This window comes from Salinispira pacifica (assembly GCF_000507245.1).
Taxonomy (GTDB): Bacteria; Spirochaetota; Spirochaetia; order DSM-27196; family Salinispiraceae; genus Salinispira; species Salinispira pacifica.
Window position 1 is genome coordinate 1,707,526 of the sequence record NC_023035.1, and the last position, 12,268, is coordinate 1,719,793.

Sequence of the window (12,268 nt, forward strand, 5' to 3'; positions counted from 1 at the left end):
TCATCAAAAGAGCTCATCCTCAATCAGGTATTCCCGCATATCGTTCTCGTTCAGGTAGATTTCAACTCTGGTGTTCTTCCATATATCCCGCAGTTTTTCCGGTACTTTCTCCCGGATCATTCGGTACGCTTCAAGGTTTTCACTGAATTCATTGTGACGGAGCGCAGATTCGATGCTGTTCAGATACTTCAGCAGAAATTTCCTGATATTGTGGTGCGCGGACAGTCTGACCCTTCGTGCCTGGGATGTGAACACGTTCAGGCTTTGGCAAATGGCCTGGTATTTACAGGTGACCGGATAGTAGGGGTAAATCTTCTTTCCTTCTTCCATGAATAGCCTGGAGAAAAACTTGGTAAGCTCCCGGTCAAGCCAGATGCCCTGGACGAAATATCCTCTCCCGGTCTCTCCGATCCAGGTTTCGGATATGCTCTGCTCGATATACAGGGCTGGAAATCCGTTCATCTTGTCTATCCGGGTAAGGGGGATAACATCGGCTTCCACAACCAGCTTATTGGTTTCAAACTCCGGGGCGTAGTCGTTACTCCCGCTTTTGATCACCCGGTGATGGCTGGGATGAAATGTCAGGTCGAATTTCAACTGGTACACATAGCTGTCATCACCGATTTTGTACAATTGGTAAAAAGTGGGACGATGAACGTCTCCGGGATCAAAATAATACTTCAAGCCGTTCAGAAGTCCGGGAAGACTCTCCATTACTCCTTCAATCACCGAAATTATACCCTTGGTATATTCCCGTGACGGGTCGGGGTTTCGAACATCGTGATGTATTGGAAGACTGGGAATTCGAAGACTGGTATCGAACTGTAGGAACATCTCCTCGCTCTGATTGTAATGGGTGGTGAAACCCCGGGCCTGGGAATGTTCGGCGGCAATCAGCCGGTTGATGTCCTGATTTGTGTTGCCCACTATTAGATGCTTTGATTCAGCCATGATATATTAAAATATAGTCAATTAACGGGTTGTTTTGCAATTGCAACCGTGGAACTTTCAATAATGGTAATTGCGCCCGGCGAATATGGCGGTGTTTGAATAAAAACCCCGGCTGGGATACAATCTTTGCAGGAGATGCACAGTGGAATCGAGACTTGCACGAAGCGGAATGATATTACTTTTGGGTATACTGATTTTGATGATCTCTCTGCCTGTCCACAGTCAGGATGCGGTGGAAGCGGCATCCGTACCGTCTGAGCAGAATGATGTTTTTGCCGTGATCCTGTTTGCATCAGGAAATGCCGTAAGTGTGTTCCGCCAGGGCGAGCTGATTAGCTATACCATCGGAGAAGATGATGTGATCGGTCTTCCTCTACTTGAGGGGGATATGGTGCAGACTGAAGCTGACAGCTTTGTTGAGCTTCAGCTGATTCCCAGTGAGAACATTGTAAAGGTTGCTGAAAATACCACATTTGAACTTACCAATATACAGGGAGAAGAAGGCGGAACGTTTGAACTGCTCTATGGGCGGGTAAGAGCCCGGGTCGCCGCCATTAATCAATCAGGAAGCTTCCGTATTCGGGGAAGGACTGCGGTCGCCGGTGTTCGCGGTACCGACTTCGGTTTCGATTACGTCACTAGGCGCGGCGAGGGTGCGGTTCCAGCAGCTTCCGTGTATTGCTTTGACGGAAGCGTGGAAGTTCAATCGCTGGTCAATGAATCCAATTCCGAAGGTGGTGCACCAGACTCTCCCGGGGAGGAAGGACCTGCGGCGGGAATCGCTCCTTCCACAGTGGTTATTTCTGCCAATGAAATGGTGGATGTTGTGAGAAAATCCGGGAGCGAAACTGAGACGCCATCCGTACGTGCCGGAGCGCTTCGCAAACGAAGCATCAGTCCCCGTATCAGCGAATACTGGCAGACCAATGATATTCAAAGCACACCGGTAAATCCGGATGATCTTGAAGAGGCGTTTCCGGGAATCTACGAAATGCTTGAAGATGCCGTATCACAGGCCCGTCTGGCCGCAAGCCTGAAAGCGTTCCTTGAAGCGGGCGGAACCCTTGAAGAATTCCGGGCTTCCCGGGAGCTGGATGTTGCCAGCCCCCGGCAGAAGTATCCGCTGGTTCCCTCCATCGGCGTGGCCGCCCTTGTACCGGAAATCCAAACGGAGGTGTACAAACCGAACGCTCTGAAGATCACCGGCGGAACCATGGGAGTTATCGGCAGTCTTCTGGAGCTGAGCGGAGTCGTGCTCTACTTTTTAGGGGAGGATCTGGGGCTCGATCCTGCGGTCGGCCAATCCTACGGACCGGTTCTGCTTGCTTCAGGGGGTGTGGCTCTTACGGTTGCACTGACTTCTCTGATAATTGACGCAACTCGGTAATCTGCCAGCCCCGGGGAAATTCCCTGAGCTTAAGCTCATCGGTATTCTGTACGCCCTGAAGCCCCTGCATATCTTCCCGGGGATCCCAGACAATGTATTCCACCCGATATTCAATTATCGTCTCACCATCCGCATCCCGGTATTCATCTCTTTCAAGGAGTTCGAAATCGGTCATGCCGAACACCATGAAATCCCCCAGAGGCTCCCTTACTTCAGGATCTTTATTCAGCCATTCATCCGCAGGAACAAAAACGCTCCGGAGCTCGGTGCCTTCCCGAACCATGCTTACCGCATATAAATTTGCAAGACGGTTCACACGGCTTCTGCCGATCTTTCCCCGTGCGGCTTCCTCCAGAAAGCCGTGATCCAGACTGTTGTAGCTCTCATAGTACTCTCTCACAACTTCATCCGGGCTGAGACCGGTAACTGCAAGATCCCGGGTGGCATTTCGCACGACGGTTATTCCCACTGCAAGTAACACGATTGCAACAAGTCCGGCAAATGTGAGCATGGGAGCCCGTGCCTTCATATGCTGAAGCCTCCGTTCAATCCGCATTCTGCGGAAGTATCTGGCCAGGCGTTCACTTTCTGCCATTTCTGTGTCCCGGGAATCGGGATGTTTCCCGGTTGAAATCTCAGGAGGCTGAGAGGGCAGATTCAGAATCCACTCATATATATCGTCATCGGTTTTATTTCCCCGGGGTGCAAAGTCTCTCAGTGAAAGGGTGTGGTCAAACCACTGCAGGACCCAGTCCTCCAACCCCGGAAGGTAGTATTCTATGGGAGTAATCAGTCCTTTTCTTTTGAACCGCCGTTTCAGCTCCAGGTTTTCTTCCCGGACCGGCCATTGACCGGTGAGAATTCGGTACAGGGAAGACGCAAGAGCAAAGTGCTGAAGACGAAAAGACTTGTACATTCCGTTGTCCGGATAGTTTACCTGCTCAAACCCCTTGGAAAGCGAACCGATATTTTCATTGGTGCTGATAGCTCTGCTCCATTGAGCCGGAAGAATTAATAATCGCTCTCCGTCCAGGAGAATATGCTGGGGATTCAACTGTTCCGGAAGCAGATCGCTGTGACGCCGGGAGAACTTGAAAAGACTCACGATAAGTTTCGCCTCATCGGAGGAGATGGGATCCTGATAATCCAGATAATCCTGGAGTGTGTTGCCGGTAAAATACTCATTCAGCGTGAGATAAATGGTACCGTCAAAGCTGAGCACCTGGTCCAGGGGAATTTTTCGATACTGAAAGTCTTCCGGCTCTTCCTTTCCCTGCAGGAGACTAATAACCAGAGCGTTCTGACTCAGTTTGTCTTTCAAACGGGTCATTCCCGGACCGCTGGCTTGAATGCCCGTATCTATTGCGGTTTTGGTTTCTCCGTTATGCTCCAGTCGATGAAATAGATTGTGCGATTGAATCAGCTGCATAAGGTGTATCCTCAGATGGCTCTATGATGTGTATTTCCCCGGGGATTTGAATCGGCTTCCAGGGGAAGCTCAAAACCCACTGCAGCATACTCTACAACGGATGAATCGTTTTTGTCATGCTCAAACGAGCTTGCACGCATAATGCTCTCAACCCTGCAGCTTCTGTGCAGTAGAAGACTGAGGACGGCGGCAATGCAGGCATTTCCGGTGTTGGTATTTCGAAGTTCCGGGGACCCTGCAAGATGTTCCCACTTCCCTTCCAGAAGATACTCCAAAATAAGACCGGCATGCCGTGAAGCAGACTCTCTGGGGAGTGCCGGGCTGAAATTCATACTGGCGATATACAGGGTATCACCCGGAAGCTCCTGCTCCATCACATACAGAGCTGAAGCCAGAGCCTTCACGCCTCCCGGGCTTCGGTGATTGCAAAGAATGGGTACGACGGGGATGTCAGGGAAGAGCACCTGAATCCACGGCAGCTGTATTTCAATGCTGTGTTCCTGAAGATGTGCAAGCTCAGAAACATGTGCGGCGGTACTGCTGCTTAGCAACAGCTGCAGTGCAGGTACATCCACTCTGCTGCGCCCCGCCGGAGTGCGGAATATGGTGCTTTCCGGCAGCAGAAATCCTTCGGGGTATTCGTCCCGCACGGGTCCCAGGATCATAATTCTGGCGTATGATGATGCGCTGCAGAGTTTATATGCTTCGCCCAGAATAGCGGATATGAAGTTAAACCCCGCATTGGGCACAATCAGCCCCTTTGGTCTGCCGGCAACCGTCCGGGCATTGTGTACATGGGAATCAATCTGTGCTTTTAATTCCTCAGGATCCTCCGGATAAAAGAGCCCTTCCACAACCGGCTCTCTCAGAAGTTCCCTGTTCCAGGCTTCTTCCATACCCCCAGTATGGTTTATTCATTTCCACCCTTCAATAGGCGATTCAGCCGGCTTTCATCGGCCTTGATGAAAAGATTTTTTTCCTGGGTAGGGAGAACCAGCCCTGTTTTCCCCTGTTTGGGGCGACGGAGATACTTTACCTGGGTGTAGTACATATCCGCTTGGCCGTTATTTTTCGCCTTTGAAAAATGGAGGGCCAGATTGCCTGCATCAAGGAGAACATCCAATGGCACAGATTTTCCCGATTTCTGTTTGATAAACACATACCCCCCGGGGTAATCCCGTGTGTGTATCCAGGTATCGTTGCCCCTGGTGTGCCGCCTCAGCAGTGAGTCGTTTTCCCGGGATGTTCTACCCACCAGAATTTTGAATCCGTTACTGATGAATTCCAGACCCGGCGTACCTGCCTGCTTTTTGCCTCCCTGACTTCCGCCGCTTTCCTCCCGATGATCAGCATGGAGCTCCCGAATCCTGGAAAGAGAGGTTTCTTCCGACTCAAGCTCGCTGAGGATGGAGCGCACCCTTTTCAGATTTCCTTCCACGTTTTCCCGTTCCTGCTGAAGATGTTCGGAACGGGACCGGATTTTTCCCGCCTTGCTGAAATAAAGCTCGGCATTTTCCCCGGGACTCAGCCCGGGATCCAGTTCTATGCATATCCGGCCGGAAACCCCGGCATTACCAGGTTCGTTCCCCGAACCTTCCTCCTCGGGGCGGGCCGGGGAGTCATCCTCCCGCATGCCCTGCTCACGAAAATCCTCCACCTCCACACGGTCATCGCCTTTGGTGATTTTCCAAATATTTGAAAGAATCAAATTCCCCATATGGGAAAGCTCATGGGCCTTTTCGAGTTTGGCCTCTGCAGCGGATATCCGTTTGAGCCTGGACGAAAAACTGTTCTCCCTCATTGAGTAGTAGCGTTTCAGCTCTTTCAGCAGCCGCAAACGCTCTTCATCCCGTTCTCTCTGACCGTATTCCGCTGCGATGCTTTCCTGAAAGCTCGACCCCGGAGAGGGCGGGCGAACTGCAACGGCTTCAATTTTCTTCCGCTTCTCCTGATCATGAACTGCTTCCGGGAGGGTGAATATCTCCCCGCTGCTTTCCCGGCGTCCGGGTTTGCGATACGCTACATCGAGTATTTCCATGTTTTCATCACATACAATGATGTTTCCCGCACTGCTCCAGAGGCGGATGAAAATCAGGCTGATTTCGCCTCCCTTGACCACCTTGAGGCGTATGATCCGCTCTTCTCCAACCTGTCCCGCTTCCTCAATTTTGCCGCCCCGGATCCGGGCACGGAGAAACTGGGAAAACCGGGGTTGTACTCCCCGGGATCTGGGTTTTGTGGGGGAAGAGTGAATTCGGGTTTTTCCCTGCTCAAGGCAAATCCGAAGGTAAAACGTCTCCCCCGGACGGTACATCTGAAAATAGATGTTCCGGTAATCCCGCTGAAATATCTGTTGAATGTGACAGCCGTCAAGCTGCAGTTCCTGAAGCACCAGGTTGATTTCTTTCCAGTTTAAGCTCATTTCATGTACCTTCGATGTAGTTTCTCAGATGGTAAAAATCCCGCTGGCCAGGTATGCCTGATAATCCATGCTGCTGTAACAGCAGATACTAATGCGTGAGGGTGAGCTGTATGATGTGCGGTACTCTTTCAACAGTTCCGACACAATTTCAACGGCTTCACACAGCGGATAGCCGTACACCCCGGTGGAAATGCCCGGAAATGCGATGCTTTCAATGGCATCATGTTCCCTGGCAATCTTCAGGCAGTTCAGATAGGCATTCCTGAGAAGCTGTTCCTCTTCTGCCGAACCTCCCTGCCAGACCGGACCCACCGTGTGTATCACATAGCGGGCTTTCAAGTTATATCCGGATGTGAGAACCGCTTCTCCGGTGGGCAATCCTTCGGGCAGGCTGTTTCTGCGGATATTCCGGCACTCCTCAAGAAGCTCCGGCCCGGCAGCACGATGAATTGCCCCGTCCACCCCGCCGCCTCCGTAGAGGCTGGAGTTTGCGGCATTGACCACCGCATCCACCTCAAGCCTGGTGATATCACTTTGCAAAACCTCAAGAGATATATCCATACGCAACTCCTGGGGTACCCCCGTATTCAGGCCGTTCCCGGCATACTTCTTCCTATTTTTCCGGGACCAGTTCCGGATACAGCTCGCCGAGCAGGTAGAATGAACCGCATGCCGCACCCCAGCTATTCATGCTGCAGGCCATACGAAGCGCATGGGAGGGACTTTCCGCCACCCTGATCTCCGCCTTTTCAGCACCGGGAAGCCGTTCCGCAATTGCCGCAAGCTCCCGGGGATCACTGGGCTTGAAGCTTCCGGTTCCGCAGAAGATGATCCGGCTGAAATATTTCAGAACAATCTCCAGCATCTTTCTGCGATCCTTATCTTCAAGAGCGGCGAAGATGCAGTATCCTGCTGTTTGCCCATCTGTTTTCAACTCCGGGTCTGCCTGCAGAGCCGTGAAAAAACGTTCCAGGGAATCCGGGGTGTGGGCGGCATCCAGAATTACGGGACTTCCGCAGCCGGGCAGGTTCCGGGCTTCATATCTGCCGGGAAGTCTGGTCCGGGAAAAGATACCGGATGCTGAATGCATCAGGAAATCTTCAGGCTCCGGGTACCCGGTTAAATTATGATCCCGAATACCGGGGATTTCAATAAAGAGTTTTGTGGCAAGGCGGAAATTTTCTTTAAGATAATCCACACTGCCGCTATCGTCCTGGATGGTGAACAACGGCGATCCCCTCTCTGCAGCCCTGCGGCGGATAACCTCCCCGGCCCCGGGTTTCTGCCGGCCGGAGATTACCGGTATGCCGGGTTTGATAATTCCCGCTTTTTCACCGGCGATTTTCTCAAGGGTGTCGCCCAGATATTTGGCGTGTTCCATTTCAATGGGTGTGATGCCGCATATTACCGGCTGAATCACATTGGTGGAATCCAGCCGTCCGCCCATGCCGACCTCGATAACTGCATGGCGGAGTCCTGCCTCCTGGAATACCAGAAAGGAGAGGAGGGTGAGCAATTCAAACGTGCTGGGATGTTCGGCGTCCCCGGGCAGCCCGTCTATGTATTTCTTTATCCGATTGAGATTCCTGCCGTATATTTCATCCCGGAAAAACCCCTGGCGGATATCTGTCATTCCGGGCACTGCAGAGCGGATCCGTTCCCGATAATCATAGACATGGGGAGATCCGTATATTCCAACCCTTTCATTCAGGTAATCGCTGAGCAAAGCAGCCGTGTATGCGGAAGTGGAACCCTTTCCTTTTGAGCCGGCAATGTGTATGAATTTCATTCCTTCATGGGGCTTCCCGAAATCATCCAGGAGTTTCTCCATGGTTTCAAGTTTGAAATCGCGAATATGCCCCCGCCGGGTTTCGAAGTTGGTGAACTGCTCGAGATACCGGAAATCAACCATTGCTGCGCTTCTGCCTGATCCTCAAGGCTTCTGCATGGGTGAAAAAGCCTTCATAGTCCGCCAAGGCGGTGGTGTGCTCCGCCAGTTCTTTATATGCGCCGTCGCCGACCTGTACCACCGAGCTGTAATGGATGAAATCCCGGACGGAAACCGCCGACCAGGTTTTGGCTTTTCCTCCGGTGGGGAGTACCGCATTGGCTCCCACCGCATAATTCGCCACCGAGAAGGGCACCTTGCTCCCCAGAAGAATCTCACCGGCATTTCTGATTTTCGCCACCAGATCAAGGGGGGATGCGGTTTGGAGCTGAAGGTGTTCGGGAGCGAAGAGATTTACCACTTCAATTGCCTGCTGCATGTCATCCACCAGGATAATACCCCCGTAGCCGGAGAAAACATCCCGGATGTATCCTCTTCGCTCCTCTGGTATCCGCAATAGATATTCTTCCGCATATGCGCTGACCTCGTCCGCCAGCCGGGAGCTGTCGGTGATCAACAGAGCCGATGAATCAGAGCCGTGTTCGGCTTCAATAAAGAGGTCGGCGCACACCAGTTCGGGATCAGCCGTTTCGTCGGCAACTACAATGGATTCGGAAGGTCCTGCGGGCAGACCCGGATCGATGATCTGTGCAAGCAGCCTCTTTGCTGCGGTCACGTACATGCTTCCGGGGCCTACCACCTTCTGACAGGGCGGTATGCTTTCCGTGCCGTAGGCGAGGGCGGCTATGGCCTGGGCGCCGCCTCCCCGGTAGACGTTGCTCACTCCGCATAAACGTGCAGCATAGAGACAGGCCGGATCAACCGTGCCGTCTGGTCCCGGAGGAGTTACAATGGCAATATGCTCAACACCGGCAATCACTGCAGGCACTGCCAGCATGTACAGCATTGACGGGAAACTGCCCCGGCCCCTGGGGACATAGAGCCCTGCGGATTCAATGGGGCGGGATGCCTCGCCGGCCAGAATTCCCGGCCGTATTTCAACCATTTCAATTCCCTTGGGTTTCTGGCTCATATGAAAGCGCCGCACATTCTCGATGGCGTACTCCAGGGCCTCTTTTACCTTCCCGTCCAGAGATGCTTCGGCACGGTCAAATTCAGCATCCGAAACCCGGACAGGCATACCCGCCAGGTCGGCACCGTCGAACTTCAGCGTATATTCCTTCAGTGCCGCATCACCCCGGGTACGAACATCTTCAATAATCGGTGCCACTTTTTCCATGGCGTTGCGGATATCGGTTTCGCTCCGGTCAAGAAGGGCTTCCTTCCTCTCATCGCTGAGATCTTTCCATGTGTATTTCTGCAGTATCACTCGTTTCCCCCGCTTTTCAGAAGCTGATCTGTTGTTATTGCAGCATATAAGGGGAGCATTTGGAGAGGGATCAGGGCCACGGCTGCTCCGGTGGCGAATCCCATACCTGTTGTGCTTTCCAGCTGCTGAGTCATAATAATCACCGAAAGTGCAATGATCAATCCGATAAAGCCCAGGGCTGCCTCTGCAAATCGCCGGCGTCGATGGCGGGTCAGGGTTTTTCTGCCGAGTTCGCTTTTCGGATCTTCAGTTCCGGTAACAGATTCCGCCCCCAGTCCACCGGTCTGCCGTGAAAAGAGAATTCTGAACAATCCGGAAAACATGGCCCTGATGCCGGTAAGTCCTCCCATAACCATCAGCGAGATACCGAAGCTGGCTATGAAGGGGTGTGGAATCAAAGACAGAATAATGCCGGGAAACAAAAGTCCCAGTGAGAGGTATCCCAGAAATCTGACATAGTTTCGTCTCTGCTGTAAATTACGGTGTAATGAATGCTGCATAATATGATCCATCCTGATAGAATAATTGAATGATATTCAGTTAAACGCTTGAGTAAGCCCGAACTTTCTGTGTAGAATAATGTGCATACGCGGCGAACGGCAAGATCAGCCCGGGCAATTCGCCGAAAACTCAAAGTCTGCAGGGCAGTTATTTTTAGATCCGCTCCTATTCGGGCTGCTCTGGGACCCTGTACCAGGAGAAATACTATGGTAATTAAGCCGATGATTCGAAGTAATATGTGTATGAATGCTCATCCTGAGGGGTGTGAAAAGGAAGTCCTGGATCAGATATCCTATGTTTCCTCCCAGCCATCATTCCAGGGACCGAAAAATGTGCTGGTTATCGGCGCTTCCACCGGATACGGACTGGCCAGCAGGATAGTAGCCGCCTTCGGAGCCGGAGCAAACACGTTCGGAGTTTCTTTTGAGCGTGAACCCAGCGCCAAGCGAACGGGAACCATGGGCTATTACAGCAATGAGACCCTGGAACATGAAGCAAAGGCGAAGGGACTCATCGCCGAGAGCATCAACGGCGACGCTTTCAGCCATGAGGTGAAGGCTGAAACGGCGGAAAAAGTGAAGTCCCTCATGGGTAAGGTCGATCTGGTGGTGTACAGCCTGGCAAGTCCGGTACGCAAGGATCCTGACAGCGACACCACATTCCGCTCGGTTCTGAAGCCCATCGGCCAGACCTACACTGCAAAAAGCATCAATCCCCAGACCGGAGAGATTTCTGAAACCAGCATCGAACCCGCCAATGAAGATGAAATAGAACAGACCGTCCGGGTAATGGGCGGAGATGACTGGAAGCTCTGGATTGAGGCATTGAAAAACGCCGATGTGCTCACCGATGATGTGACAACCATTGCCTATTCCTATATCGGACCGGATGTAACCAAAGCCGTGTATCGTGACGGAACAATCGGACAGGCCAAGGCTCATCTGGAAAACACTGCCCTTGAGCTGAACGACCGGCTGAAAACCGGCGGCGGCAGAGCCTATGTTTCGGTGAACAAGGCACTTGTTACCCGGGCTTCTGCGGTAATCCCCGTAGTGCCCCTGTATCTTGCCCTGCTGTTCAAAATCATGAAGGAAAAAAATCTCCATGAAGGATGCATCGAGCAGATGTACCGCATGTTCACTTCCAGACTCTATTCAAATTCTCCTGAGACCGACGAGAAAGGCCGTATACGGATGGATGACTGGGAACTGAAGCAGGAGGTGCAGGACGAGGTGAACGCCCTGTGGCCCAGGGTGAACAGCGATAATATCAATGAGCTGGGGGACCTGGAAGCCTACAACCGGGATTTTCTCAAACTTCACGGTTTCGGAAGAGACGACGTGGATTATGAAGCTGATATTGATACTCAACTACGTCTCTGATACATTAGCCCATCGCTATGACAATGGAAGCATTTATTCTCGGCAGCGGGGGCAGCATGCCCCTGCCGCACCGACATCTCACATCCATGCTCCTCCGGAGGGAAGGGGACCTTTTTCTCTTTGACGCCGGCGAGGGCACACAGGTAAGTTTGCGGAAGCTGAATCTCCGCTGGAAGAAAATCAACGCAATTCTGATTTCTCATACACATGCGGATCATGTTACCGGATTGCCGGGAATGCTCATGCTTTCCTCCCAGGTGGACCGTGAAGAGCCTCTCTATGTGATTGGTCCGCCCAGGATCCGGGAATACGTTGAAGCCAGCCGGCGGATTCTGGAAATGTATATTAATTACGAAATCAGAGTGATTGAAATACAGGACCCATCGGTACCCCAGGTGGTGTTCAGCGGTGAAGACTATCATATCAGATCCTTTCCTCTGAAACACACCAGAGTATGTGTGGGATATTCGTTCACCGAGATGCCACGGCCGGGAATTTTTCACCCTGAACAGGCCCTCAGTCTGGGAGTCCCCCGGGGACCGCTGTGGTCCAGCCTTCAGCGGGGCGAGGATGTGGAGCTGGATGACGGCCGTACCGTAACCCCGGACCAGGTGCTGGGCTCTCCCAGAAGCGGGCGCAAGGTAAGTTATGTAACCGACACATCATTTATCCCTTCTATTATTGATGAGGTTCGGGATTCGGATCTTCTGGTATGCGAGGGCATGTTTGAAACCGCATTGGCTGAAACTGCTGCCAGGAAACGGCACATGACCGCCCGGGAAGCAGGAATCATTGCCCGGGAAGCGGATGTGAAGCAGGCGGGTCTGATCCATTTTTCCCCCCGCTACACCGAAAAGGATCTGAAACTGCTTCTGAAGGAAGCCCGGGAGGAGTTCAAATCCATGGTTCTCACAAGGGATCGGCAGCAATTCACCATTCCCTACGAAGAATCCTGACCGGCTCCGGTCACAGAACCCG

11 protein-coding genes are annotated in these 12,268 nt (G+C 52.4%); 3 read left to right on the forward strand and 8 right to left on the reverse strand.

The window, feature by feature from the left end; translation table 11 throughout:
* Positions 1-3: 3 nt before the first annotated feature.
* Complete coding sequence (locus L21SP2_RS07565; protein WP_024267912.1) at positions 4-951, reverse strand: hypothetical protein; 948 nt, start codon at positions 949-951, stop codon at positions 4-6.
* 142 nt (positions 952-1,093) lie between these two features.
* On the opposite strand from L21SP2_RS07565, the gene L21SP2_RS17100 reads away from it, so the two are divergent.
* Positions 1,094-2,338 (forward strand): FecR domain-containing protein, encoded by a 1,245-nt coding sequence (locus L21SP2_RS17100; RefSeq protein WP_024267913.1) that lies wholly within the window; start codon positions 1,094-1,096, stop codon positions 2,336-2,338.
* Here L21SP2_RS17100 and L21SP2_RS07575 read toward each other — a convergent pair.
* The 7 genes from L21SP2_RS07575 to L21SP2_RS07605 are packed head-to-tail and all read right to left on the reverse strand — an operon-like array spanning position 2,295 to position 9,907.
* Complete coding sequence (locus L21SP2_RS07575; RefSeq protein ID WP_024267914.1) at positions 2,295-3,767, reverse strand: hypothetical protein; 1,473 nt, start codon at positions 3,765-3,767, stop codon at positions 2,295-2,297. The two genes, L21SP2_RS17100 and L21SP2_RS07575, sit on opposite strands and share 44 nt — an antisense overlap.
* An 11-nt stretch (positions 3,768-3,778) precedes the next feature.
* A complete protein-coding gene (amrB, locus tag L21SP2_RS07580; protein ID WP_024267915.1) occupies positions 3,779-4,663 on the reverse strand; it encodes an AmmeMemoRadiSam system protein B in 885 nt (294 codons plus the stop codon).
* Between the two features lie 14 nt (positions 4,664-4,677).
* Entirely contained in the window at positions 4,678-6,189 is a 1,512-nt protein-coding gene (locus L21SP2_RS07585; protein WP_024267916.1) for an NFACT RNA binding domain-containing protein, read from the reverse strand.
* 24 nt (positions 6,190-6,213) lie between these two features.
* Positions 6,214-6,750, reverse strand: a complete 537-nt coding sequence (locus L21SP2_RS07590; protein ID WP_024267917.1) for an O-acetyl-ADP-ribose deacetylase — start codon at positions 6,748-6,750, stop codon at positions 6,214-6,216.
* A 52-nt stretch (positions 6,751-6,802) separates the two neighbouring features.
* Positions 6,803-8,101 (reverse strand): bifunctional folylpolyglutamate synthase/dihydrofolate synthase, encoded by a 1,299-nt coding sequence (locus tag L21SP2_RS17105; RefSeq protein ID WP_024267918.1) that lies wholly within the window; start codon positions 8,099-8,101, stop codon positions 6,803-6,805.
* On the reverse strand, positions 8,094-9,407 hold the full coding sequence (hisD, locus tag L21SP2_RS07600) for a histidinol dehydrogenase (protein ID WP_024267919.1): 1,314 nt from the start codon (positions 9,405-9,407) through the stop codon (positions 8,094-8,096). Before hisD ends, L21SP2_RS17105 begins: the two co-directional genes overlap by 8 nt.
* Positions 9,404-9,907 (reverse strand): hypothetical protein, encoded by a 504-nt coding sequence (locus L21SP2_RS07605; RefSeq protein ID WP_024267920.1) that lies wholly within the window; start codon positions 9,905-9,907, stop codon positions 9,404-9,406. Before L21SP2_RS07605 ends, hisD begins: the two co-directional genes overlap by 4 nt.
* Before the next feature lie 207 nt (positions 9,908-10,114).
* Between L21SP2_RS07605 and fabV the strand changes: the two genes are divergently transcribed.
* Both fabV and L21SP2_RS07615 read left to right on the forward strand, forming a co-directional pair.
* Entirely contained in the window at positions 10,115-11,290 is a 1,176-nt protein-coding gene (gene fabV, locus L21SP2_RS07610) for an enoyl-ACP reductase FabV (protein ID WP_024267921.1), read from the forward strand.
* Positions 11,291-11,307: 17 nt separating this feature from the next.
* Positions 11,308-12,246: a ribonuclease Z gene (locus L21SP2_RS07615; protein ID WP_041401342.1), complete on the forward strand. Its 939-nt coding sequence runs from the start codon at positions 11,308-11,310 to the stop codon at positions 12,244-12,246.
* The last annotated feature ends 22 nt before the right edge of the window (positions 12,247-12,268 follow it).

Coding starts and splice junctions, on each gene's coding strand:
- L21SP2_RS07575 (WP_024267914.1), bottom strand. CDS start 3,767: ATGCAGCTGATTCAATCGCACAATCTATTTCATCGACTGGAGCATAAC.
- fabV (WP_024267921.1), top strand. CDS start 10,115: ATGGTAATTAAGCCGATGATTCGAAGTAATATGTGTATGAATGCTCAT.
- amrB (WP_024267915.1), bottom strand. CDS start 4,663: ATGGAAGAAGCCTGGAACAGGGAACTTCTGAGAGAGCCGGTTGTGGAA.
- L21SP2_RS07590 (WP_024267917.1), bottom strand. CDS start 6,750: ATGGATATATCTCTTGAGGTTTTGCAAAGTGATATCACCAGGCTTGAG.
- L21SP2_RS17105 (WP_024267918.1), bottom strand. CDS start 8,101: ATGGTTGATTTCCGGTATCTCGAGCAGTTCACCAACTTCGAAACCCGG.
- L21SP2_RS07605 (WP_024267920.1), bottom strand. CDS start 9,907: ATGCAGCATTCATTACACCGTAATTTACAGCAGAGACGAAACTATGTC.
- L21SP2_RS07585 (WP_024267916.1), bottom strand. CDS start 6,189: ATGAGCTTAAACTGGAAAGAAATCAACCTGGTGCTTCAGGAACTGCAG.
- L21SP2_RS07565 (WP_024267912.1), bottom strand. CDS start 951: ATGGCTGAATCAAAGCATCTAATAGTGGGCAACACAAATCAGGACATC.
- L21SP2_RS07615 (WP_041401342.1), top strand. CDS start 11,308: ATGACAATGGAAGCATTTATTCTCGGCAGCGGGGGCAGCATGCCCCTG.